Here is a 23626-nt window from a genome sequence, read left to right on the forward strand (position 1 = left end):
TGCCCCGGCGAGAGCTTTCGGGGGCGTTGACCCACACTTCGTTCAACTTTGCACGCACGCCCGTTCCTGACACCGCGTCAGTTCAGTAATCTGACAGTGCGTCAGTTAATGGCTGTCTCACAGGAGCGGGCGGACGATGCTTGGATCAACCCACGGCACTCTCACCACCGACTCCCGCCGGGCCCGGGTCATCGCCTGCGGCGAGCAACCCGCGGCTGCTGTGCACGGCAGGCCCGCCGAGGTGGACGATCTCGATGTCGGCGGGCGGCCGCTGTACGCGGGCGTACCCGATCTGGACCGGTTCTTCCGCCCCGAGTCCGTCGCCGTGATCGGCGCCTCGGACGCGGAGGGGCGGCCGAACACCGGTATCACCCGGCAGTTGGTGGCCTGGGCGGAGCGGGTCGGGGCTCGGCTGCACCCCGTGCATCCCACCCGTACGTCCGTCTTCGGCATCCCCTGCGTGCCGGCCGTCGCCGACCTGCCCGAACAGGTCGACCTCGCCGTCCTGTTGGTCGCCGACCCGCTGCCCGTGATCGAGGAACTCGCCGAGGCCAAGGTGAAGTTCGCGGTCGTCTTCGCCTCCGGGTTCGCGGAGACCGGCGCCGAGGGGGCCACCGCGCAGGCGCAACTCGCCGCCGCCGTACGGCGGTCGGGGATGCGGCTGCTCGGGCCCAACACCAACCTCAACGCCTTCGAGCGGTTCCGGGACGACCTCGACGGGCCGGCGATCGCGCTGATCACCCAGTCCGGGCACCAGGGGCGGCCCGTGTTCGCGCTCCAGGAGCTCGGCATCCGCCTCTCGCACTGGGCGCCCACCGGCAACGAGGCCGACCTGGAGACCGCCGACTTCCTCTCCTACTTCGCGGAGCGGCCCGAGGTCGGTGCCATCGCCTGTTACGTCGAGGGCCTCAAGGACGGGCGTTCCTTCCTGCTAGCCGCCGACCGGGCGGCCCGGCGCGGGGTCCCGGTCGTCGCCGTCAAGGTCGGCCGCACCGAGACCGGCGCCCGCACGGCCGCCTCCCACACCGGCAAGCTGACCGGCGCGGACACCGTGGTGGACGCGGCGATGCGGCAGTTCGGGGTGATCCGGGTCGACGGTCTCGACGAACTCCAGGACACCGCCACCCTGTTGGCCCGCGCCCGGCCGCCCCAGGCCGACGGCGTGGCCGTCTACTCCATCTCCGGTGGCACGGGCGCCCACTTCGCCGACCTGGCGACGGAGGCGGGCCTCGACCTGCCGGTGCTGTCCGAGGCCAAGCAGGCCGAACTGCACCAGTGGATACCCGAGTTCCTGAACGTGGCCAATCCCGTCGACAACGGCGGCCACCCGGTCGGCGACCACCGCGGCCGGAAAATCATCGACGCGATCCTCGACGACCCGGCGGTCGGGATCCTCATCTGCCCGATCACCGGCCCGTTCCCGCCGCTCAGCGACAAGCTCGTGCAGGACCTGGTGGACGCGGCCGAGCAGACCGACAAGCTGGTCTGCGTGGTCTGGGGCTCCCCCGTCGGCACCGAACCGGCCTACCGCGAGGTGCTCCTGGGCTCCTCCCGGGTCGCCACCTTCCGCACCGTCGGCAACTGCGTCACCGCCGTCCGCGCCTACCTCGACCACCACCGCTTCACCGCCCGCTACCGCTCACCCTTCGACGAGGCCCCCCGCACCCCCTCCCCCTCCTTCCGCAAGGCCCAGGCCCTGATGCGCCCGGGCCAGCAACTGAGCGAACACGCGGCCAAACAACTGCTCCGCGCATACGGCATCCGCGTACCGCGCGAGCAGCTCGTGACCAGCGCTGCGGCGGCCGTCCGCGCGGCCGGCCTGGTCGGCTACCCGGTGGTGATGAAGGCCTCCGGCGCGCAGATCGCCCACAAGACCGAGCTGGGCCTGGTGAAGATCGGCCTCACCTCGGCCAGCCAGGTCCGCGACGCCTACCGCGAGTTGACCGACATCGCCCGCTACGAAGGGGTCACGCTGGACGGCGTTCTGGTCTGCCAGATGGTCGAGCGCGGCGTCGAGATGTTCGTCGGCGTGACCCACGACGAGCTGTTCGGACCGACGGTCACGGCCGGGCTCGGCGGAGTACTGGTCGAGGTCCTGCACGACGCGGCCGTACGCGTGCCGCCCTTCGGCGAGGAACAGGCCCGGGACATGCTCGCGGAGTTGCGCGGACGGGCCCTCCTCGACGGGGTACGGGGACGACCGCCGGCCGACATCGACGCCCTCGTCGAGGTGATCTTGCGGGTCCAGCGCATGGCACTCGAACTCGGGGACGACCTCGCGGAGTTGGACATCAACCCGCTGATGGTGCTGCCCCGGGGACAGGGCGCGGTGGCGCTGGACGCGCTGGCGGTGTGCCGATGACGGAGGCCACGCGACCGGTGACCGACCAGATCACCCACGCCGTCACCGACCAGGTCGCGTACCTCACCCTCAACCGACCCGAAGCCCTCAACGCCCTCGCCCCAGCCCAACGGGACCGCCTGATCGACCTGTTGGGCGAGGCATCGGCCGATCCGGGCATCCGGGCCGTGGTCCTCACCGGCACCGGCCGTGGCTTCTGCGCGGGCGCGGACCTGCGAGGCGGCGCGGCCACCGCCGGGGAACGGCTACCCGGAGACGTGGCCCGCACCCTCCGCCGCGGCGCCCAACGCCTGATCGCCGCCGTCCTGGACTGCGAGAAGCCGGTGATCGCGGCGGTCAACGGCACGGCGGCGGGCCTGGGCGCGCACCTCGCCCTCGCCTGCGACCTGGTCCTGGCCGCGGAGTCGGCGAGGTTCATCGAGGTGTTCGTGCGCAGGGGCCTGGTCCCGGACGGCGGCGGCGCGTATCTGCTGCCGCGGCTGGTGGGGCTGCAGCGGGCGAAGGAACTGATGTTCTTCGGAGACGCGGTCAGCGCCACGGACGCGGAACGGCTGGGGTTGATCAACCGGGTCGTCCCGGACGGGGAGTTGGAGAAGACGGCCCGCGAGTGGGCCACCCGCCTCGCCACCGGCCCCACCCGCGCCCTCGCCCTCACCAAACAGCTGGTCAACGCCTCCCTGGACAGCGACCGAGCCACCGCGTTCGCCGCGGAGGCGGCCGCGCAGGAGATCAACATGACGACGGAGGACGCGCAGGAGGGGGTACGGAGCTTCGTGGAACGCAGGACACCGGACTACAAGGGCCGTTGACCCTTCCCATCTGACATACCGTCAGCTCTAATGGAACGGTGATGGGACACGCAGGCGCAGCCGCGGCAGCCGTCCGCTACCTCAGGTCGGCCGGGACACCGGCCGGCGTGGAGGCGCTGCCACGACCGGAGTTGCGGTGCGTCGGCGAGGACGAGCGAGCACCCCTCGACCCGACGGAGTTCCGCCGCGTCCTCGGCACCTTCGCGACCGGCGTCACGGTCATCACCGCCACGGGCACCGAACCCGACCTCTCCACCCCCACCGGCCCCGCCACCTCGGCCGCCCCCGCCGCCCCAGCCGGCTTCGCCTGCCAGTCCTTCTCCTCCCTCTCCCTGGACCCGCCCCTGATCGCCTTCATGGTCGGCCGTACGTCCACCACCTGGCCTCACATCGCCCGTGCCGGCGCCTTCTGCGTCAACGTACTGGGCGCCGACCAGGGCGAGTTGTGCCGCGGCTTCGCGGTGAGCGGCGCGGACAAGTTCAGGGACGTGGTCTACGACGCGGCCCCGATCTCCGGCGCACCGCGCCTCGCGGGCACCGTCGCCTGGATCGACTGCACGATCCACGCGGTGCACACCGGCGGCGACCATCTGATCGTGGTGGGACGGGTGGACGCGCTGGGCACGGGCCACGAGACCGACGTAGCACCGCTGTTGTTCCACCGGGGTCGGTTCGTCTGACCGACGGCGCCCGGAGTGCCGTCAGGGACGAAAGTCGTCGGCGTGCTCCCGCGCCCACTCCGGAAACGTCTGCGCGGGCTTCCCGGTCAGTTTCCCGACGAGGGCTGTGGTCTCAGGGACACCCTCCGTCCCCGCCTCCCACGCGCGCATGATCGCCTCCACCCCCATCGCGGGCATCGTGCTGCCCAGATCGGCCCGTGCCTGTTCGGGGGTGACCGTCTCGACGGGGATCTTGCTGCCGATGGCCGTGCCGATGTGCTCGACCTGTTCGCGCAGGGTGAGCGCCTCGGGCCCGTACAGCGTGTACGCCTGGTGGCCGTGGCCCCGCTCGGTCAGCGCCGTCACCGCGAGGGCGGCCATGTCCCGTTCGCCGACGGGAGCCGTCAGTGCCTCCGGGTACGGCAGCCGTACGGCTTCTCCGGCCTTGATCACCCGTGTCCACCACCAACGGGTGTTGGTCGCGAACATCCCCGGCCGGACGAAGGTCCAGGACAGCCCGGACTCCTCCAGGGCCGACTCCACGACCCGATGGGCCCGGGCGATCGGGTTGCCGTCGGCGCCGGGCTGTACGACCGCGGCGGACGACAGCAGCACCACGTGCCGTACCCCGGCCGAGCGGGCGGCCGTCACGAACTCGTCGACGCCCGCGGGCTTGGCGTAGAGGAACACCTGTGACGCGCCCTCCAGCGCGGCGGGCAGCGCCTCCGGCACCTCCAGATCCGCCGCCACGTGATCGGCGTCCGGCGTCCTGCTCGTCAACCGGGCCGGCACCCCCAACTCCGCCAGCCCTCCGGCGACATGGCGGCCGACGTTCCCCCGAGCACCGAAAACAACCGTGACCATCGTGCGGGCCTCCCTCACGCCAACGCCACGGCCCCTACCCCCGTCGGTCGCCGCCGAATCACCAGCGCCATCAGCGCCGCCACCGCGCACAGCGCCCCGGACGCGTACCAGACCACGTTGTACGAGCCGAAGGCGTCCCGCGCGACGCCGCCCAGGAAGGCCACGAGTGCCGCGCCGACCTGGTGGGAGGCGAGGACCCAGCCGAAGACGATCGCGCTGTCCTCGCCGTACTGCTCGCGGCACAGGGCGACGGTGGGCGGGACGGTGGCGACCCAGTCGAGGCCGTAGAAGACGATGAAGAAGAGCATCGGCGGGCGGACCGAGGGGGCCAGCAGCATCGGCAGGAACAGGAGCGAGATGCCGCGCAGGGCGTAGTAGACGGCGAGCAGGCGGCGCGCCTCGAAGCGGTCGGTGAACCAGCCGGAGGCGATCGTGCCGACCACGTCGAAGACGCCGATCACCGCGAGCAGCGAGGCCGCCGCCGTGACGGGCATGCCGTGGTCGTGGGCGGCCGGCACGAAGTGGGTCTGGATCAGGCCGTTGGTGGAGGCGCCGCAGATCGCGAAGGTGCCGGCCAGCAGCCAGAAGGTACCGGTGCGGGCCGCCGAGTTCAGGACGCCGATCGTGCGCCGGGCGGCGCCCTGCACCGGCGCCGGCTTCGGTACGAACTCCGTTGCGCCGTACGGCTTCTGGCCCACGTCGGCCGGGTGGTCGCGCAGCAGCAGCCAGACGAAGGGGACGACCGCGAGGGCGGCGAGGGAGACCGTGACGGCCGCCGGGCGCCAGTCGTGCTTCTCGACGATCCAGGACAGCACCGGCAGGAAGATCAGTTGCCCGGAGGCGGACGCGGCGGTGAGGATGCCGGTGACCAAGCCCCGGCGCTCGGTGAACCAGCGGTTGGTGACGGTCGCCGCGAAGGCGAGCGCCATCGAGCCGGAGCCGAGGCCCACCAACAGGCCCCAGCACAGCATGAGTTGCCAGGCCGCCGTCATCCACACGGTCAGCCCGGCGCCGAGCGCGATCACGGTCAGGGCCACGGCGACGACCCGGCGGATGCCGAAGCGGTCCATCAGCGCCGCAGCGAACGGCGCGGTGAGGCCGTACAGCGCGAGGTTCACGGAGACCGCCGCACCGATCGTGCCGCGCGACCAGCCGAACTCCTCGTGCAGCGGGTCGATGAGCAGTCCGGGCAGCGAACGGAAGGCGGCGGCACCGATGATCGTCACGAAGGTGACGGCGGCGACGAACCACGCCCGGTGGATGCGGTGCTTCTTGATCGGCCGGGTGTCCTCTGGGGCGGCGGCGCCCGCCTCGGTTGTCTGGGTCACGACATAAGGATCCAGGCCGCACCCCCGCCCCATCGAGTGGCCCGAAGGACAGCATTCGCTAGAATCGGGCCATGGACTCGGCCACAGGCTCCCCGAACGGCTCCTCCGACGACTTCCGCGCGCACCGCGTCGTCGTGCTCGCCCTCGACGGCCTGCTCCCCTTCGAGCTGGGCATCCCGCACCGCATCTTCGGCCGCCCCAGGGACGCCGAGGGGCGACTGCTGTACGAGGTCGTCACCTGCTCGATCCGGCCGCCGGGCCCGGTCGACACCGACGCCGACTTCGCGATCCACGTCCCGAACGGCCCGGAGGCCCTGGCCACCGCCGACACCGTGATCGTCCCGGCGTCGTACGAGCTCGGCCCGGTCTTCGAGGAGGGCGTCCTCACCCCGGAACTGGCCGCCGCCCTCGCCCACATCCGCCCCGGCACCCGCCTCGCCTCCATCTGCACCGGCGTCTACGTCCTCGCCGCCGCGGGCCGCCTCGACGGCCGCCCCGCCACCACGCACTGGGCCGACGCCGAGCGCTTCCAGCGGCTGTTCCCGCAGATCGAGGTCGACGCGGACGTCCTGTTCATCGACGACGGCGACGTCCTGACCTCGGCGGGCGTCGCGGCCGGCATCGACCTGTGCCTGCACATGGTCCGCCGCGACCACGGCACGGCGGTCGCCAACGACGTCGCCCGCCGCACCGTCGTACCGCCGCACCGCGACGGCGGTCAGGCGCAGTACATCCACCGCCCGGTCCCCGACCCGCAGTTGGCGACCACGACGGCCGCCCGGGCCTGGGCGCTGGGCCGCCTGCACGAGCCGATCCAGCTGCGCGACATGGCCGAGCAGGAGGCGATGTCCGTCCGCACCTTCACCCGCCGCTTCCGCGAGGAGGTCGGCGTCAGCCCCGGCCAGTGGCTCACCCAACAACGCGTCGAACGCGCCCGCCACCTCCTCGAATCCAGCGACCTCTCCATCGACCAGGTCGCCACGGACGCGGGTTTCGGCACGGCCCAGTCCATGCGGCAGCACCTACAGGCGGCGCTGGGCGTCACGCCGACGACATATCGCCGCACGTTCCGCACGGGAGCCGCCACCGGCTCCGCGCTCTGAACCCGCCCCTCTGCCCACGTCCCCCGCCCACGTCCCCTCCGGGTCAGCCGGCGACGATGCCCTCGCCGCCGACGGCACCCGGCACCACGACCGACCCGATCGCGGTGAGCGACCCGTTCTTGTCGACCCGGAACTCGTCGACGATGCCCTTGGCGCCGGTCTGGACGTAGAGGTACCGCCCGTCCGACGAGGCCGCCGCGTCCACCGTGCCCGCGTCGGTGGCCGTGTTGCCCAGTGCGGTCAACTCGCCCTGGGGGCCCACCCGGTAGCCGGACAGCGTGCCGCTGGCGGCGTTGGAGACGTAGACGTTGCCGCCGGCGGTCACCGCCCAGCAGGTGGCGGTCTGGCCCGTCGGGACCGTGCCCTTCGCCGTCAGCTTCCCATCACGGCCGACGACGAAGGTACCGACCGAGTTCGTCCCGGCCTCCGTCACCTGGATCCGCCCGGCGGAGTCGAAGGCGAAGCCGAACGGTACGGCTCCCGGGAGCGAGGTCACCACGGGCCGCGCGGACGGCCCGCCGTGACTGCCCCGGCCACCGACCGGGAAGACGTCGATGCTCTGCCCCGAAGCCTTGGTGGTGACCACGAGCTTCGAACCGTCCGGGGTGAAGGAGACCTGCCCGACGGCCGAAGTCGCCGCGTCCAGACCGAGCGCGCGGTGCCGGGCGGAGACCTTCACCAGCCGCTCGCCGGTCCGCACGAAGCCCTGGACGGAGCCGCCGCCGAGCGCGTTGGCGACGTAGACCTGGTTGCCGTGGAAGGTGACGCTGACCGGGAACTTCCCGCCGCTGGAGATCTCCTGGACTCGCCGCAGGTGGGTGCCGTGCACGGCGAAGACGGTCACGGTGTCGCTGCCCGCGTTGACGGCGTAGAGCAACTGGTTGTGCCGGTCGTAGGCGAGCGACCCCTGCGAGGCCAGGTGGTCCACGACGGTGCCGGCCAGCACACCGCCCTTGCCCCCGGTGCGATGGGTGCCCTTCTGGCGGAGGGTGCCGTCGGCGGCGCGCTCGTAGGCGACGACGGTGTTCGCGGCCGTGTCGTCGGTCTGCACGAACACCGTCGAACCACCGCGGTGCGCACGGGAGTCGGCACCGTCATGCCCACCGGCGGCACTGGCCGTGGGAGCGGCGAGGACGGCCGCGGCAGCGACCGCGACGGCGCCTGTACCCGTCGTACGGGCGATGCGGGCGATGCGAGCCTTGGCGAGAGTCATGTGCGAGTACTCCTTCATGCGAAATGCGAAAGCAGAAACCGGCATGCTCATGGCCGGACGACTGCAACGCTAGGCCGCACCGAAGGAACATAGACGGGCAAATAGCGCATGAAGGGCCCGACGTCCGCGCTTCGTAAGAATCACCGCCAACTCCGCACCGGAGCACCCGACTTCACAGTTCGGAGGGCCGGTGCCCGGGTATCGCCGCAAGAGATACGTCGGTGTCGACACCCGGGCCTGAACGGCCAGCCCGCCGCGCCTCCCCCCACCACCCGACCCCCGCGAGCGTCAGGGTCAACCCCACCCCGGCCAACACAGCCGTAGACGGCGCCACCACCCGAAGCAGCGCCCCGGCGAGGGACCCGGTCGCCGCATAACCCGCCCCCGCAGCCGCGTACATGACCGAGTACCCGGCAGCCAGGGCGTTCGGCGGAAGGGCCTCACGGAGGGACAGATTCCGGGTGAGCATCGCGGCCGACTGCAGCGTGCCGCCCACCACCAGCGCCACCGCTATCCCCGCCGTACCGGTGGACAGAGCGGCGATGGTCACGCAGGCCGAGGTGCCGGCCACCAACACCGCGCTACGAGTACGCAGTTCACCCGGCCATCTCCGAAGGCCGTACGCGAACGCCCCGAGCCCCCCACCCACCGCCATCCCGGTCAGCAGCGGCCCGGACCAACCGACCGCGATGCCGCGCTGTTCGAGCAGGGCCGGCAGCACGAGTTCGGACAACCCGAGCAGAGTCAGGCTGGCCGCACCGGTGACGTACACCGGCCAGGCCCCGGCCAGCACCCGCAGCGGAGACGCACCCGGCCGACGCCCGCCAGCATCCACGTCACCCGCGCCGCCGTCCTCGCCCCAGGCGGCCGGAAGAAACCACAGCCCGACGATCGAAAGGGCCATGAGAACAGCGGCCAGCCCCAACGGAACCCGCGGAGCAACACCAAGAGCCAACCCGGCGACCGCGGCCGGGGAAACGGCCCACACCCCCGCCGTCACCACCGACTCGACGGACAACGCCTGCGCCACCGCCCGCTCCGGAACCAGGCTGGTGAGCAACGTCCGCAGCCCACCGGTGGCAGCCGCCGGCGCGGCCCCGGCCATGACCGCGAACCCGCTGAGAACAACCGGATGCGCAGCCGGAAGCACCCACAGCCCCGCAAACCCAACAGCACCCACCGCAAGCCCGACAGCCAGATGCACCCGCCCCCGCTCAGGACGCAACCGCATCCCGAGCACCGGCGCCCCCACGATCTCGCCGATCACATAGGCCGCCGCGAGAACCGCCCCCAGCGAATACCCACCGGCCCGCTCCCGCACCAGAAACACCAGCGCCAACGGAGCCATGGCGACCGGCATCCGGGCCCCGACCGCAGTGCAGGCCCAGACCAGCACCTTCTTCGAGGCGACGTCGCGATAGGTCATGAGAAAACGGTACGAGGCACCACTGACAACGCCCATCCCCGCGCACTCACGACTCCCGGGTACGAGAGCCCCTCCCGTTCCCGCCTAGAACGTAAGCACCCCCCGAGCCACCCGCCCCGCCTCCGCATCGGCCCGCGCCTTCTCGAAGTCCTCGACCGGATACGTCTCCGTCACCAGCTCGTCCAGCAGCAACCGCCCCGCCCGGTACAACTCGGCGTACAGCGCGATGTCCCGCTGGGGCCGCGAAGACCCGTACCGGCACCCGAGGATCGACTTGTCCAGGTACATCGAGGAGACGAGGAAGGACGCCTCCGCAGTCGCCGGCGGCACCCCCAGCAGCACCGCCTGCCCATGCCGGTCCAGCAGGTCGATCGCCTGGCGGATCAGCTCCACCCGCCCGACGCACTCGAAGGCGTGGTCGGCCCCCGTCGGCAGAAGATCCTTCACCCCGTCCGTCGACGTGAGGAAGTCCGTCGCCCCGAACTGCCGTGCCACCGCCTCCTTCGCCGGATTCGCGTCCACGGCGACGATCCGCAACGCCCCCGCGATCCGCGCGCCCTGGATGACGTTGAGCCCGATCCCACCGGTACCGATGACGAGCACCGACTCGCCCCGGTCGACCTTGGCCCGATTGAGCACGGCCCCCACGCCCGTCAGCACACCGCACCCGATCAGCGCGGCGGACGGCAGCGGAATGTCCTTGGGGATACGGACCACCTGTACGGCCTTCACCACGGTCCATTCCGCGAAGGCCGAGTTGGACGCGAACTGGTACACCGGCCGCCCGCCCTGCGCGAACGGCTGCCCCGGCCGCCCGATCGCCTGCCGGCACATGGTCGGCCGCCCCCGGTCGCACTGGGCACAGGTCCCGCAGTTGGCCAGCGTGGACAGGGAGACGTGATCCCCGGGCCTCACATGCGTGACCCCGGCCCCCACGACCTCCACCACCCCCGCCCCCTCATGTCCCAGCACCACCGGCACCGGAAAGGGAATGGTCCCGTCCACCACGGACAGATCGCTGTGGCACAACCCCGCCGCCGAGATCGCGACCAGCACCTCGCCCGGCCCCGGATCCCGTACGACGAGGTCGTCCACGACCTCCACCTGCTTGCCGTCGAACACCACACCGCGCATCACACGACCCCCTTGGGCTCTCTCGGCAGACCGAGCACCCGCTCGGCGATGATGGTGCGCTGGATCTGATCCGAGCCGCCGTAGATCGTGTCGGCCCGCGAGAACAGGAACTGCCGCTGCCAGACGTCGAGTTCGTACGGCGCCGAGGCCGACCAGTCCCCCGGCCCGACCGTCGCCCCGGCCCCCCGCACGAGCATCGCCAGCTCCCCGAGCCGCTGATGCCACCCCGCCCACAACAGCTTGGCCACGCTGGGCGCCCCGGCGTCCCCCGAACTCCCCAGCGTCCGCAGGGCGTTCCACCGCATCACCCGCAACTCCCCCCACAGCCGCAGCAACCGCTCCCGCACCACGGCGTCCCCCACCGCCCCGCTCTCCACGGCCGCCCGCACCACCCGCCCCAACTCCTCGGCGAACCCGACCTGTTGGGCAAGCGTCGAAACCCCTCGCTCAAACCCGAGCAGACTCATCGCGACCTTCCAACCGCCCCCCTCACCCCCCACAACATGCTCCGCCCGCGCCACCGCCCCATCGAAGAAGACCTCGTTGAACTCACTGGTCCCGGTCATCTGCCGAATGGGCCGCACCTCGATCCGCCCCGGCTGATCCATGGGTACGAGGAGAAAAGTGAGCCCCCGATGCCGCGTGGAACCCGCCTCAGTCCGCGCCAACACAAAACACCAGTCGGCCTCATGCGCAAGCGAGGTCCATATCTTCTGCCCGGAAACTCGATACCCCCCATCCCGATCCCGCTCCCCCCGAGTCCGCACCCCCGCCAGATCCGACCCGGCCCCCGGCTCGCTGTACCCCTGACACCACAACTCGTCCCCAGCCGCCACCGCCGGCAGAAACCGCGCCTTCTGCTCCTCACTCCCATGAGCGAGAAGCGTAGGCCCCAACAAATTCTCCCCAATATGCCCAGACCGAGGCGCCGCCCCCGACCGCACATACTCCTCAGCCCAGGCCACTTGCTGAGTCAGACTGGCAACCCGATTCCCATATCCCGACTCAGCCCAACCAAGCCCGATCCACCCGGCTTTACCGAGTTCACGTTCCCAGTCACGACGCTCCTGCCCGGACTCGACATGCTCAGCAAGCCAAGCCCTGGCCTCCACACGAAACGCCTCATCCTCACCGCTAAACCCAAACTCCACGAAGGTCCCCTCCAAACGCCGGTTGCCTATGCCCACCCAGGGGCGCGGGGAACTGCGCGACCAGCCACACCCAACCCGCACCCGCGAACCCACAACGCCCCGCGAGCTCTTAGGCGTTGGGCCGAGAACCTTCCCGCGCGGCCCTCTCCATCTCCTCCAACCGCACAAGCATCGGCATCGGATCCACCCCAACAGACCCAGGCAGAAACTCCGCAATCTTTTCCGGCGTCCAGGACCCACCCTCGGCATACGCGGCGCGCAGCTCCCGCGGCTGGGCCCACACCGCAATCTTCGCCCCCGCCACCGTATAAACCTGCCCCGTCACTTCCCGAGCCCGCTCGGACAGCAGATATACAACAAGCGCCGCCACATCCTCCGGCTCGCCCATCTCCGCCAACTCCATAGGAACGTTGGCCGACATCCGCGTACGAGCCACGGGCGCCACCGCATTTGCGGTGACTCCATACTTGTTCAGGCCCAGCGCAGCGCTCCGCACCAGCGAGATAATCCCGCCCTTGGCCGCGCTGTAATTCGCCTGCGAAACCGACCCCTGATGATTCCCGCTGGTGAACCCGATCAACACCCCCGCCCGCTGCTTCCGCATCACCGCGGAAGCCGCCCGAAAAACAGTGAACGTGCCCTTCAGATGGGTGGCGATCACCGGATCCCACTCCTCCTCGGACATGTTGAAAAGCATCCGTTCACGCAGAATCCCGGCGACGCACACCACCCCGTCGATCCGCCCGTACGACGACAGCGCGACGTCCACGACCCGCTGCCCGCCCGCCATCGTGGAGATGTCGTCGGCGACCGCGACCGCCTCCCCGCCCGCCGCCTCGATCTCCTTCACCACCGCCGAGGCGATCTCGCTCGCCGGGGACGCGCCGTCCACGGAGACGCCGTAGTCGTTGACGACGACCTTCGCGCCCTCGGCCGCCGCGGCCAGCGCGACCGCTCGTCCGATGCCCCGCCCGGCACCGGTGACGGCGACGACCTTGCCTGCCAAGAAGTTCCCCACGCCGGCCCCTTCCCGCGGTTTCTGACGGACCGTTAGATTTTATGACCCGTCAGATACCTGGAGACAACCCCCGGGAAGGCCAGATGTCAGACCCGACGCCACACCCGACGTCAGACCCACAGCCCGCCCCCTCGCCCCCGCCCCCGCTCCCTCCCGAGTTCCACGACATCGCCAAGCGCGTGAACAACTGGGGCCGTTGGGGATCCGACGACGAGATCGGCACCCTCAACCTGATCACCGACGAGGTGGTGCGGGAGGCCGCCGCGACCGTCCGCACCGGCCGCCGCGTCCCGCTCGCCCTCCCTCTGAAACAGGACGGCGTGCAGACCGGCATGATCCCGGGCCGCGTGAACCCGCTGCACGCGATGGTGCAGATCAACCAGGAGCTGTTCGGCCCCGGCACGATCGCGTGCAGCGACGACGCCGTGACGATGGGCCTGCAGGCGGGCACCCACTGGGACGCGCTGACCCACGTCTCGCACTCGGGCCGGCTCTACAACGGCCGCCCCGCCGGCACCATCACCCCGCACGGCGGCGCCGAGTTCAGCGGTATCGACAAGGCGCGGCACATCGTCTCGCGGGGCGTGCTGCTGGACGTGGCACGGGCGCGGGGCGTGCGACGGCTGGAGGGCGGGCACGCGGTCACGCCGGAGGATCTGGAGGCCGCCGAGGAACTCGCCGGTACGCGCGTACGATCCGGCGACATCGTGCTCGTACGGACCGGGCAGGTGCAGGTCTATCTCGCCGGGAACAAGGAGGCGTACGGCTATCCCTCGCCCGGTCTGTCGGTCCGTACGCCGGAGTGGTTCCATGCGCGCGATGTCGCCGCTGTCGCCAATGACACGCTGACGTTCGAGATCTTTCCGCCCGAGATCGAGAATCTGTGGCTGCCGGTGCACGCGCTGGACCTGGTGGAGATGGGCATGCTGCAGGGCCAGAACTGGAATCTCGAAGAGTTGTCCACAGCCTGTGGAGAAACTGGCCGGTACGCGTTCTTGCTGTCCGCGATGCCGGAGCCCTTCGTCGGCGCGACGGGCACTCCGGTGGCACCGGTCGCCGTCCTGTGAGCGACTCGGGAAGAGCCACGGCAGGTCCGCGGGGGAGCCATCGGCCGGCGGCGCGTCTTCCCCCACCCCTCGATCGCGCCGCCGGCCGACTCCGGCGCTCCCGCCCGACGCCGACCACACGACCCACACTCGCCGAGGGCTCCCCGTCCGAAACCCTCGTCGTCCCCTCGTGGCGAATCGCTGACCACCAGCGTGATCAGACGGTCACGACGCGTCAACAGCCCTGCGGAGATTTGCCACTTGTGCCCCTCTTTGCGTTGGGCGCGCACAGAAGCACGTCCCGGCGCACCGCCTCACCCCGGGGGATCACACGACGTCGAAGGCCAGCACCTCGTACGCCGATACGCCGCCCCCGTACGCCGTCGCGGCGTCCCGGGGCTCGTCGCAGCGGTCGAGTTCGCACCAGATACGCTTGCCGCCACCCTCGGGGCTCCAGCCCCAGCGGTCGGCGAGTCCGTCGACGAGGGCCAGGCCCCGGCCGCCGGTCGCGTCGCCGTCCACGCAGCGGGGCACCGGGGCCCGGTCGCTGGCGTCGGCCACCTCCAGGCGGACGGTGGCCGAGTCGGCCGCGGCCAGGGGCAGCGACAGCCGCAGGACGGCCGGACAGCCGGTGTGCACCACGGCGTTGGTGACCAGCTCGGAGACGAGCAGGACCAACGTCTCGGCGAGCGACTCGTCGGCCGCTATGCCCGACCCCGCCAGGCGGGAGCGGGCCCAGCGCCGGGCGCGCCCCACCTCGGCGGGGTCGGGTCGGATCTCCAGCTGCACTTGAAGCACCTGCACCGCTCACACCATCCGAACCGGCGGACACATGACCCCGCGCCACGCACGCGCCGCGACGAGGGCCACGATCGTAGCCATTTTCTGCATGGCCAGAACAATGGCCAGAACAGTGGCCAGAGCAAGGGTCACGGAACGTGAATCCCTTGCGAGACAGCATGGTTGACGTTCAGTCACCCCAACAAGCGCTTCGGGCATATTCCAGCGCGAAGGAGTACCCGTGCGGCATACTGTGCGACGCTCGTCCTGGGGAGTCGAACAGGCGGGGGTGTCGGCCTCTCCCGCCTCGCGAGCAGCGGCGCGCACCGCCCGGTCCGGAGTCGCCCCAGAGGCAACACCGGCATGGCTCATGCTCGGAACCACTCGCATCCCACACAAGGTACCGGAGCGGACACCCGACTCCGGGCCGTGACGAGTCACACATAGGACACAACCCGATATCAACGCTCTGTGATTCGCCGCGTGATTCCCGTGTGCCACGATCCGCGACACGAGCGGGAGCCGTCCCGCCGACTTCCCAGGCCGACCCCGGGCCGCGGTCGCTCAGGCCACCAGCTCCGCCGCGAGCAGTTCCTCACTCTCCGTGCCTCCACCACCACGCTGCGCCCGCACCCAGGCCCGCTTCAGATGCAGGTGCACCTCGGACTCCCAGGTGAAGCCCATGCCGCCGTGCACCTGGAGGCAGTCGCGGGCGCCCTGCACGGCGGCCTCGTCGGCGAGCAGTCGGGCCGCGGCGATGTCGGTCCGGTCGGCGGTCACGGCGGCCGCGTAGACGGCGGCCCTGGCCACCTCGGCCCGCACCAGCAGGCCCGCGCACAGGTGCTTGATCGCCTGGAAGGCACCGATGGGCTGGCCGAACTGCTCGCGGGTCCGGGCGTGTTGCACCGCCAGCTCGCACGCGCGCGTGGCGGTGCCGAGCTGCTCGGCGGCGGTGAGGAGCACGGCGACGGGATCGGGGCGGGCCGGGGCCGGTACCCGGTGCAGGGGCGTCAGCGGGTCCGCGGACCGCAGCGGTACGGCGCCCTCGGCTCCCCGGCGTACGACGTCCGCTTCCGCCAGCCACTCCACCAGCCGTCCGTCGGGGGCGGCCACGACCCTCTCGCCGGTGGCCGCGCCCGGCACGTCCGCCGCCGCGAGATGCGTGGCCACGAGCGGGCCCGGCAGCAACGCACGGCCGGCCTCCTCGAACACCAACACCGCCTCGGGCAGCCCGAGTCCGACCCCGCCGTCCGCCTCCGGCAGCCGAAGCGCGAAGAACCCCGCCGCGCCCAACTCCCGCCACAGGGACCGATCCAGCCGTCCGGGCGCGGCCACGGCCGCCCGCAGCGCCTCCCCGTCGAACCGCCGGGCGAGCAGCTCCCGCATCCCGTCCCGCACCGCCCGCTGTTCGTCGGTCAGTTGAAACCGCACGTCATCGCCTCCTCACCGGCCCTTCGGCAACCCGAGAATCCGCTCGGCCACGATGTTCCGCTGGATCTGCGACGTGCCGGCCGCGATGGTGTACGAGAGGGAGGACAGGCGGTCCAGGACCCAGGGCCGGTCCAGGTCGAGCCCGTCCGGGCCGAGGACGTCGGCCGCCGCGTCGTACAACTCCTGACGGGCGTGCGAGTACCGCAACTTGAAGACCGAGCCGCCCACGCCCGGCACTCCCCCGCTCGCCTCCGCCTCGCTCACGTTCCACTGGGTCAGTCGCCACAGCGCCCGGAACTCGGCGTTCAGCCGCCCCAGTCGGCGCCTCAGGGCCGGGTCGTCCCAGCGGCCGTTCTCCCGTGCCGCGCACGCCAGTTCGCCCAGCACGCGCCGACAGGCCACCACCTCGCCGACGAAGGCCGTGCCGCGCTCGAAGGAGAGCGTCACCATCGTCACGCGCCAGCCGTCGTTCTCGTCCCCGACCCGGTTGGCGACCGGCACCCGCACCTCGTCGAGGAACACCTCGGCGAACTCGGCGGATCCGGCGAGGGTCCGCAACGGCCGTACGGTGACGCCCGGCGCGTCCATGGGCATCGCCAGCCAGCTGATACCCCGATGCTTGGGCGCCGAGGAGTCGGTCCGCACCAACAGCTCGCACCAGTCGGCGACTTCGGCGTGCGAGGTCCAGATCTTGGAGCCGGTCACCACGTAGTCGTCGCCGTCCCGGCGGGCGCGGGTGCGCAGGGAGGCGAGGTCGGAGCCGGCGTCCGGTTCGCTGAACCCCTGGCACCAGACCTCCTCGCCGCGCAGGACCGCCGGCAGCCAGCGCTCCCGCTGTTCCGGCGTGCCCTCGGCGGCGATCGTCGGCCCGGCGTGCAGCAGACCGACGAAGTTCGCCCCCACATAGGGCGCGCCCGCCTGCTCGGTCTCCTCCAGGAAGATCAGGCGGGTGGTCGGGGACGCGTCCCAGTGGACGTCCGCGTACCCGGCGTCGTACAACATCCGCTGCCAGCCCAGGTCGTAGGCGCGGCGGCCCGGCCAGTCGTCCGGGGACGGCTTGGGCCCCAGCGTCGGCAGCACCTTCGCCAGCCACTCGCGCAGCCGCGCCCGGAAGTCCTCCTCCTCCGGCGTGTACGAGAGGTCCATCAGCGGTCGAGGTCCAGGCCCAGCATGCGGATCGCGTTCCCCCGCATCAGCTTGTAGACCGTCTCGTCGTCGAGGCCCTTGACGTGGTCGAGGGCGACCTCCCTGGTGTTCGGGAAGGTCGAGTCGACGTGCGGGTAGTCGGTCTCGAAGGTGGCGTTGTCCCGGCCTACGACGTCCAGCGAGGCCACGCCGTGCTTGTCGCGGAAGAAGCAGCAGAACATCTGGCGGTAGTAGTACGTCGACGGCGGCTCGGGGATCGTGTCACGCACCCCGCCCCAGGCGCGGTGCTCCTCCCAGACGTCGTCGGCGCGCTCCAGGGCGTACGGGATCCAGCCCATCTGCCCTTCGGAGTAGGCGAGTTTGAGGGTCGGGAACTTCACCAGGACGCCGCTGAAGAGGAAGTCCATCATCGAGGCCATCGCGTTGTTGAAGGAGAGCGAGGCCTGGACGGCGGGCGGGGCGTCCGGTGATGCGGCCGGCATCTGGGAGCTGCTGCCGATGTGCATGTTGACGACCGTCTCGGTCTCCTGGCAGACCGCGAAGAACGGGTCCCAGTAGCCGGAGTGGATGGACGGCAGCCCGAGGTAGGTGGGGATCTCGGAGAACGTCATCGCCCGCACGCCACGCGCCGCGTTGCGCCTGATCTCCGCGACCGCCAACTCGACGTCCCACAAAGGGATCAGGCAGAGCGGGATGAGCCGGCCGCCGCTGTCGCCGCACCACTCCTCGACCATCCAGTCGTTGTAGGCGCGCACACAGGCGAGCGCGACCTCCTTGTCGTGCGCCTCGGCGAAGGTCTGGCCGCAGAAGCGGGGGAAGGTCGGGAAGCAGAGGGAGCCCTCGACATGGTTGAGGTCCATGTCCGCGAGGCGTGCCTTGGGGTCCCAGCAGCCGCGTCGCATCTCCTCGCGGGTGATGCCCTCCAGGGTCATCTCGTCGCGGTCGAAGCCGACGGCGGCGATGTTGCGCTTGTACGGGAACTTCAGATCCTCGTAGATCCACCAGTCGGTCGGCGGGCCGTCCGGATCCATCGTGATCTGGTACTTGCCGGCGACGTAGGCGAGTTCACCGATGCCGGCGGTCAGCGGTTGCGGGCCGCGCTCGCGGTACTTCTGCGGCAGCCAGGTCTCGAAGAGGTGCGCGGGCTCGATCACGTGGTCGTCGACGCTGATGATGCGGGGCAGTTCGGTCATGGGTCCCCCCACTCACGTATCTGATGGACCGTCAGATTTGCCAGTCACCAGCAGGCTAGTCCCGCACCCCTGGACCGACAAGGCGCCGAGCCCTACGCTCTGGCCACGATCTGACTACCCGTCAGCTCCACGAGGGGGCCGCCGTGAACGACACCGCGTACGCACTCAGCACCTCCCGCACCCTCTGGGACCTGGTCGCCCGCCGTGCCGAACTCACCCCCGACCACCCGGTCCTGCTCCAGGACGACCGCTCGCTGAGCTTCGGCGAACTGCGCACGCGCTCCGAGCGGGTGGCGGCCGGCCTGTACGACATGGGCGTACGCCCCGGCACGGTGGTCGCCTGGCAGCTGCCCACCCGGATCGAGACGGCCCTGCTCTCCTTCGCGCTGGCCCGCCTGGGCGCCGTGCAGACGCCGGTCATCCCGTTCTACCGGGACCGCGAAGTCGCCTTCGCGCTACGGGAGTCGAAGGCGGAGTTCTTCGCCGTGCCGGGCACCTGGCGCGGCTTCGACCACACGGCGATGGCACGGCGGCTCGGCGCCAAGGGGATCTTCGAGGCGTACGACACCCTCCCGGACGGCGACCCGGACGTGCTCCCCTCCCCGCCCGCCGACGGCACCTCCGTCCGCTGGATCTACTGGACCTCGGGCACCACCTCCGACCCCAAGGGCGTGCTGCACACGGACCGTTCACTGATCGCGGGCGGCTCGTGTCTCGCGCACGCGCTGCGCCTTTCGGCGGACGACGTGGGCTCGATGGCCTTCCCGTACGCGCACATCGCGGGGCCCGACTACACGGTGATGCTGCTGCTGTACGGCTTCCCGGCCGTCATGTTCGAGCAGTTCGCGCTGCCGGACGCGCTGGAGGGGTATCGCAAGCACGGGGTGACGGTGGCCGGCGGGTCAACCGCCTTCTACTCCATGTTCCTTGCCGAGCAGCGCAAACAGCCGGGGACGAAGGTCATTCCCTCGCTACGGCTGCTCGCGGGCGGTGGCGCGCCCAAGCCGCCGGAGGTCTACCACTCCGTCGTGCGGGAGATGGGGGTGCAGCTCACGCACGGGTACGGGATGACCGAGGTGCCGATGATCACGATGGGGGCGCCGGACGACACGACCGAGAACCTGGCGACGACCGAGGGACGGCCGCCGGAGGGCATGGAGATCCGGATCGCGGAGGGCGGGGAGGTGCGGCTGCGCGGGGAGGCCGTGTGCCAGGGGTATCTCGATCCGGCGCAGACCGCCGAGGCCTTCGACGAGGACGGGTTCCTGCGCACCGGTGACCTCGGACGGCTGACGGAGAGCGGGCATCTCGTGCTCACCGGGCGGCTCAAGGACGTGATCATCCGCAAGGGCGAGAACATCTCGGCCAAGGAGATCGAGGACCTGCTGGCCGCGCACCCGGCGGTCGGGGACGCGGCGGTGATCGGGCTGCCGGACGCCGAGCGCGGGGAGTTGGTGTGCGCGGTGGTGGAACGGCGGGCGCAGGACGGGGAGTTGACGCTGGACGCGGTCACCTCGTACCTGCGGGCGGAAGGGCTGTCGGTCCACAAGCTGCCGGAGCGGCTGGAGGTGGTGGACGCCCTTCCGCGCAACGAGACCCTGCGCAAGGTGCTCAAGTACAAGCTGCGGGAACGCTATTCAGCCCCGCCCGGTCACTCGGGGACCGTGAAGTAGCGGGCGAAGGCGGGCACGATCTCGCCCTCCCCCACCTTGCCGTCGCTGTCGGTGTCGAGCGCGTCGGCGGCGAACCGGGCGATCTCCTCGCTCACGCCGAGACTCCGCAGGACGCGCGCGGTGTCGGCGACCGTGACAGCGCCGTCGCCGTCCGTGTCGGCGACGGCGAGGGCGGCGTGCAGGAAGGGGCGGGCGATCTCGGCGAAGCGGTCGGGGGTGTCGCGCAGGCGCTTGACCGCGCCGTTCACGAACTCCTCGCGCGTGATGCGCTGGTCGCCGTCCCGGTCCGCTATGCCGGCCATGCCCTGCCAGAACGCCTCCGCGCCGGCGTACAGCTCCTGGCCCTTGTCGGACCGGGCCGCCGTGCCGAACTCGGCGAGCAGCGCCTTGGCCGCCGTACTGAAGTCCGCCCGGTCGATGTAGTCGTTGCCGTCCTGGTCGAAGACCGCGAACCGGGCGGCGATCCTGCGCTCGTACTCGCTGCTGACCATGTCTTTCGTGCCGCCTCACGTCACGTCGGGTGCATCTGCACGGAGCGTACGACGGCAAGGTGTCCCGGGGAGCGGGAAAGCGGCGCTTGTGCCAAGACCGGGGGAATTTTGGGACAACGATGTGGCAAAGCGCGGGCCGCCGAGGCCGGACAGAACAGATGGGCGGGCTCACGCCGACAGCGGGTCCGCCTCCGCCACCACCGCCGCCTCCACATCGGGGTACACGTCGAAGAGGCGCCGGACGCCGAGGGCGCCCAGGACCCGGTTGACGTGCGAGCCGTCGTCCGCGCCGCGGGCCGGCAGTATCAGGCGCAGACTGCCCTGACAGGAGCGGATGAGACGGCGGGAGGCGATCAGCACGCCGACGCCGCTGGAGTCGCAGAAGAACACGTCGGAGAGGTCCAGGACCAGACTGTGCCGGCCCTCGGCCACCGCGTCGTGCACCCGCTGGCGCAGCGCGGGGGAGGTCACCAGGTCCAGTTCGCCGGACACCTGGAGCACGGTCCAGTCGCCCTGCTCGCCGTCGATCACGTAGAACGCCACCACCACGCCTTTCGCTCGCCGTCACCCCCGCAAACGGAAGCCATACCTTCGCTTCCTTGCAGCGCGGCTGCCCACCGGCCGTTCCCTGAAACACGACGAGAGAAACGGGAAGCGGACGGAAGAGGCTTGTTTCAGTCGACTTCGATCCTGTTCGATCAGGTGTGGGCCGCGAACGCGAAGGTCCACTACCACCCGCGGCCCGTCAGGGGGCGCGCATTGCAACAAAGGGGCGTGCGCTGTCGGACGTGCCGACTACATTCGAGGTGACGGTGGACGCAGGCTGGGCACAGGCACGGTCAGGTGAGGGGGCCGCATGACGAAGAAGGACGCACCGCCCCGCTGGGACCGCAAGATGCAGCAGCGGCTCGCACGCGGTGAGGCGGCGGCCCTCGGCGAGCTCTACGACCGGTTCGCCTCCCTCGTGCACGGCCTGGCCCACCGCGTCCTCGGCGACGAGGTCGCGGCCGACGGCATCACCCGCGAGGTCTTCGCCCACGTCTGGGAGCACCCCGAGTCCTACGACCCCAAGCAGGGCCCCCTGCGCTCCTGGGTCGCCGCCCTGACCCACCGCCTCGCCGTGCAGCGCCTGCGCGCCACCGAGACCGCCGCGCTGGCCGAGGGCGGCGGGGGCTCCACCGAGGAACTGGAGCGCAAGGTGCGCCGCGCCGCCGTGGCCGCCCGCGCCGACTACATCGTCACGTCCATGCCCGCGCCGCTGCGCGCCGCCCTGGACCTCGCCTACTTCCAGCGCCGGGACTACCGCCAGACCGCCACCGACCTCGGCGTCACCGAGGACGAGGCCCGCCGCCGGCTCCGCCTGGGCCTGCAGCTCCTGTCCACCGCCCACGACGCCGGCACGGCCGCTGCTCCGCCGGGATACGGGGGTGCGGTGTGAGCGATGCGTACCCTTCCGACGACGGGAGCGGGGACGAGCGGCGAGAGGGTGACCGACAGCCCGGCCAGGGCGACCCCGGCAGCCCCGACGCCTCCGACGCCACCGGTGGGAACGGCCTAGGCGGCCCGCCCGGCGCCGACCCGTCCCCCGCCCCCGACCGGCCGCCCCGCATACCCATGCCCCGTGCCTCGGTCGAGGACGGCGAGAGGCCCCTGCCGACCCTGTCGGCCGCGGAGAACCCGCCCGTTCCGGCGCTCGTGCTGGAGCACCCCGTGCTGAAGTCGCTGCTCGGGGCGTGGGCCCTGGCCGCGTGCTCGGCGGCCGAGGCCACGGCCGTCGAGGAGCATCTCGGCGACTGCGGGAGCTGCGCGGACGAGGCACTGCGGCTGCGCGAGGCGGTCGGGCTGCTGCATCCGCCGGAGAGCCTCGACCTGGACCCGGCCCTGCGCACCCGCGTCCTGGAGAGCTGCCTGGACCGGCGCCCGCCGCGCATCCCGGTGCCCGAGTGGGCGGCTGCGTACGACGCCGAGACGGCCCGCCTGGACGCGCTGCTGCAGGACATAGGGGACGCCGAGTGGCACGCCCCGGTGCGGTTGCGGTGGTTCGACGGGGAGGGCCCGACGAGCCGTCGTACGACCGTCGCCGGGGTCATCGCCCACCTGCTGAGCGTCGACGGGCTGGTCGCGCTCGCGCTCGGCCTCGACGACCCGCTGGCCGAGGTGAAGGCGGCCACGCGAGCACCGGCCGTCCGTACGGAGACGTACTGGCAGACCTCGCACTTCCCGCCCACGCGGTCCGTCCGGACGCCGTGGCGGGAGCAGAGCCACGACCTGGTCCGCACGGTGTCCTTCGCCGGCGGCTCCGACTCCGGCTCGGCCAAACTCGCCGTCTCCTACGGTGACTTCTCGCTCCCGCTGCATGACGCGATGCTCGACCGGGCCTTCGAGTGCTGGGTGCACGCGGAGGACATCGCCGAGGCGGTGGACTATCCGTACGGGCCGCCGTCCGGGCGGCACCTGAACCGGATGATCGACCTTGCGGCCCGGATGCTGCCGGTTGCCCTCGCGGCGCGTCGGCGGTCCCTGGTTGACGCGGGCAAGGTTGGGCGGACGCTTCGGTTGGAGATCGAGGGGTCGGGGGGTGGGGAGTGGTTGATCCCGCTGGATGGATCCCCGGCGGCTGGCTCCGCGACTGGCTCCGCCGGTGAGGAGGTGGCTCATATCGCGTTGGACGGGGTGGAGTTCTGTCACCTCGCGGCGGGGCATGTGCCTCCGGCCGAGGCGGCGGCTGGGCAGCTCGGGGATCGGGAGGCGATCAGGGATGTGCTGTTCGCGGCAGCGTCGTTGAGCCGGATGTAGCGG

General features: G+C 71.3%; 21 protein-coding genes. 8 read left to right on the plus strand and 13 right to left on the minus strand.

All coding sequences use genetic code 11. The features are described from left to right. The first annotated feature begins 136 nt into the window (after positions 1 to 136). Genes M2283_RS27970 through M2283_RS27980 form a run of 3 tightly spaced genes read left to right on the plus strand, consistent with a single transcriptional unit; the run spans position 137 to position 3851 of the window. Entirely contained in the window at positions 137 to 2362 is a 2226-nt protein-coding gene (locus M2283_RS27970) for an acetate--CoA ligase family protein (RefSeq protein WP_280879180.1), read from the plus strand. Next, on the plus strand, positions 2359 to 3171 hold the full coding sequence (locus M2283_RS27975) for an enoyl-CoA hydratase/isomerase family protein (protein ID WP_280879181.1): 813 nt from the start codon (positions 2359 to 2361) through the stop codon (positions 3169 to 3171). Before M2283_RS27970 ends, M2283_RS27975 begins: the two co-directional genes overlap by 4 nt. Positions 3172 to 3212: 41 nt before the next feature. Next, positions 3213 to 3851, plus strand: coding sequence for a flavin reductase family protein (locus tag M2283_RS27980; RefSeq protein ID WP_280879182.1), 639 nt, complete (start codon positions 3213 to 3215; stop codon positions 3849 to 3851). A gap of 21 nt (positions 3852 to 3872) precedes the next feature. On the opposite strand, the gene M2283_RS27985 is transcribed toward M2283_RS27980, so the two are convergent. Both M2283_RS27985 and M2283_RS27990 read right to left on the minus strand, forming a co-directional pair. Beyond that, complete coding sequence (locus M2283_RS27985) at positions 3873 to 4694, minus strand: NAD(P)H-binding protein (RefSeq protein ID WP_280879183.1); 822 nt, start codon at positions 4692 to 4694, stop codon at positions 3873 to 3875. A gap of 14 nt (positions 4695 to 4708) precedes the next feature. Next, positions 4709 to 6022, minus strand: a complete 1314-nt coding sequence (locus tag M2283_RS27990; RefSeq protein WP_280879184.1) for an MFS transporter — start codon at positions 6020 to 6022, stop codon at positions 4709 to 4711. Between the two features lie 71 nt (positions 6023 to 6093). Here M2283_RS27990 and M2283_RS27995 point away from each other — a divergent pair, with 71 nt between their 5' ends. Next, positions 6094 to 7125, plus strand: coding sequence for a GlxA family transcriptional regulator (locus M2283_RS27995; RefSeq protein ID WP_280879185.1), 1032 nt, complete (start codon positions 6094 to 6096; stop codon positions 7123 to 7125). Between the two features lie 43 nt (positions 7126 to 7168). Here M2283_RS27995 and M2283_RS28000 read toward each other — a convergent pair whose 3' ends face one another. The 5 genes from M2283_RS28000 to M2283_RS28020 form a co-directional block, all read right to left on the minus strand. Beyond that, positions 7169 to 8338, minus strand: coding sequence for a lactonase family protein (locus tag M2283_RS28000; RefSeq protein ID WP_280879186.1), 1170 nt, complete (start codon positions 8336 to 8338; stop codon positions 7169 to 7171). Positions 8339 to 8510: 172 nt separating this feature from the next. Further along, positions 8511 to 9764, minus strand: coding sequence for an MFS transporter (locus tag M2283_RS28005; protein ID WP_280879187.1), 1254 nt, complete (start codon positions 9762 to 9764; stop codon positions 8511 to 8513). Positions 9765 to 9848: 84 nt separating this feature from the next. Then, on the minus strand, positions 9849 to 10898 hold the full coding sequence (locus tag M2283_RS28010; RefSeq protein WP_280879188.1) for a Zn-dependent alcohol dehydrogenase: 1050 nt from the start codon (positions 10896 to 10898) through the stop codon (positions 9849 to 9851). Then, entirely contained in the window at positions 10898 to 12049 is a 1152-nt protein-coding gene (locus M2283_RS28015) for an acyl-CoA dehydrogenase family protein (protein ID WP_280879451.1), read from the minus strand. Before M2283_RS28015 ends, M2283_RS28010 begins: the two co-directional genes overlap by 1 nt. Positions 12050 to 12158: 109 nt before the next feature. Continuing rightward, positions 12159 to 13067, minus strand: a complete 909-nt coding sequence (locus M2283_RS28020; protein ID WP_280879189.1) for an SDR family oxidoreductase — start codon at positions 13065 to 13067, stop codon at positions 12159 to 12161. Between the two features lie 83 nt (positions 13068 to 13150). Between M2283_RS28020 and M2283_RS28025 the strand changes: the two genes are divergently transcribed. Continuing rightward, positions 13151 to 14134, plus strand: a complete 984-nt coding sequence (locus M2283_RS28025) for a cyclase family protein (RefSeq protein WP_280879190.1) — start codon at positions 13151 to 13153, stop codon at positions 14132 to 14134. A 306-nt stretch (positions 14135 to 14440) separates the two neighbouring features. On the opposite strand, the gene M2283_RS28030 is transcribed toward M2283_RS28025, so the two are convergent. The 4 genes from M2283_RS28030 to M2283_RS28045 form a co-directional block, all read right to left on the minus strand. Next, on the minus strand, positions 14441 to 14902 hold the full coding sequence (locus M2283_RS28030) for an ATP-binding protein (RefSeq protein ID WP_280879452.1): 462 nt from the start codon (positions 14900 to 14902) through the stop codon (positions 14441 to 14443). Positions 14903 to 15457: 555 nt separating this feature from the next. After that, on the minus strand, positions 15458 to 16324 hold the full coding sequence (locus tag M2283_RS28035) for an acyl-CoA dehydrogenase family protein (protein WP_280879191.1): 867 nt from the start codon (positions 16322 to 16324) through the stop codon (positions 15458 to 15460). Between the two features lie 12 nt (positions 16325 to 16336). Beyond that, positions 16337 to 17470, minus strand: coding sequence for an acyl-CoA dehydrogenase family protein (locus M2283_RS28040; protein ID WP_280879192.1), 1134 nt, complete (start codon positions 17468 to 17470; stop codon positions 16337 to 16339). Continuing rightward, on the minus strand, positions 17470 to 18663 hold the full coding sequence (locus M2283_RS28045) for an amidohydrolase family protein (protein WP_280879193.1): 1194 nt from the start codon (positions 18661 to 18663) through the stop codon (positions 17470 to 17472). Before M2283_RS28045 ends, M2283_RS28040 begins: the two co-directional genes overlap by 1 nt. Before the next feature lie 143 nt (positions 18664 to 18806). Here M2283_RS28045 and M2283_RS28050 point away from each other — a divergent pair, with 143 nt between their 5' ends. Next, positions 18807 to 20336 (plus strand): class I adenylate-forming enzyme family protein, encoded by a 1530-nt coding sequence (locus tag M2283_RS28050; RefSeq protein WP_280879194.1) that lies wholly within the window; start codon positions 18807 to 18809, stop codon positions 20334 to 20336. Here the strand turns inward: M2283_RS28050 and M2283_RS28055 are convergent. Both M2283_RS28055 and M2283_RS28060 read right to left on the minus strand, forming a co-directional pair. Then, a complete protein-coding gene (locus tag M2283_RS28055; protein ID WP_280879195.1) occupies positions 20315 to 20827 on the minus strand; it encodes an EF-hand domain-containing protein in 513 nt (170 codons plus the stop codon). The genes M2283_RS28050 and M2283_RS28055 overlap by 22 nt on opposite strands. Positions 20828 to 20995: 168 nt before the next feature. Beyond that, positions 20996 to 21376, minus strand: coding sequence for an STAS domain-containing protein (locus tag M2283_RS28060; protein ID WP_280879196.1), 381 nt, complete (start codon positions 21374 to 21376; stop codon positions 20996 to 20998). Positions 21377 to 21683: 307 nt separating this feature from the next. On the opposite strand from M2283_RS28060, the gene M2283_RS28065 reads away from it, so the two are divergent. Continuing rightward, entirely contained in the window at positions 21684 to 22265 is a 582-nt protein-coding gene (locus tag M2283_RS28065; RefSeq protein WP_280879197.1) for a sigma-70 family RNA polymerase sigma factor, read from the plus strand. After that, positions 22262 to 23623 (plus strand): zf-HC2 domain-containing protein, encoded by a 1362-nt coding sequence (locus tag M2283_RS28070; RefSeq protein ID WP_280879198.1) that lies wholly within the window; start codon positions 22262 to 22264, stop codon positions 23621 to 23623. Before M2283_RS28065 ends, M2283_RS28070 begins: the two co-directional genes overlap by 4 nt. Positions 23624 to 23626 lie beyond the last annotated feature (3 nt).

Origin of the sequence: Streptomyces pseudovenezuelae, assembly GCF_029892565.1 — a bacterium.
Taxonomy (GTDB): domain Bacteria; phylum Actinomycetota; class Actinomycetes; order Streptomycetales; family Streptomycetaceae; genus Streptomyces; species Streptomyces pseudovenezuelae_A.

Coding starts and splice junctions, on each gene's coding strand:
- M2283_RS27975 (WP_280879181.1), top strand. CDS start 2,359: ATGACGGAGGCCACGCGACCGGTGACCGACCAGATCACCCACGCCGTC.
- M2283_RS28000 (WP_280879186.1), bottom strand. CDS start 8,338: ATGACTCTCGCCAAGGCTCGCATCGCCCGCATCGCCCGTACGACGGGT.
- M2283_RS28040 (WP_280879192.1), bottom strand. CDS start 17,470: ATGGACCTCTCGTACACGCCGGAGGAGGAGGACTTCCGGGCGCGGCTG.
- M2283_RS28005 (WP_280879187.1), bottom strand. CDS start 9,764: ATGACCTATCGCGACGTCGCCTCGAAGAAGGTGCTGGTCTGGGCCTGC.
- M2283_RS28055 (WP_280879195.1), bottom strand. CDS start 20,827: ATGGTCAGCAGCGAGTACGAGCGCAGGATCGCCGCCCGGTTCGCGGTC.
- M2283_RS28010 (WP_280879188.1), bottom strand. CDS start 10,898: ATGCGCGGTGTGGTGTTCGACGGCAAGCAGGTGGAGGTCGTGGACGAC.
- M2283_RS28045 (WP_280879193.1), bottom strand. CDS start 18,663: ATGACCGAACTGCCCCGCATCATCAGCGTCGACGACCACGTGATCGAG.
- M2283_RS27980 (WP_280879182.1), top strand. CDS start 3,213: ATGGGACACGCAGGCGCAGCCGCGGCAGCCGTCCGCTACCTCAGGTCG.
- M2283_RS27985 (WP_280879183.1), bottom strand. CDS start 4,694: ATGGTCACGGTTGTTTTCGGTGCTCGGGGGAACGTCGGCCGCCATGTC.
- M2283_RS28025 (WP_280879190.1), top strand. CDS start 13,151: ATGTCAGACCCGACGCCACACCCGACGTCAGACCCACAGCCCGCCCCC.
- M2283_RS27995 (WP_280879185.1), top strand. CDS start 6,094: ATGGACTCGGCCACAGGCTCCCCGAACGGCTCCTCCGACGACTTCCGC.
- M2283_RS28065 (WP_280879197.1), top strand. CDS start 21,684: ATGACGAAGAAGGACGCACCGCCCCGCTGGGACCGCAAGATGCAGCAG.
- M2283_RS27970 (WP_280879180.1), top strand. CDS start 137: ATGCTTGGATCAACCCACGGCACTCTCACCACCGACTCCCGCCGGGCC.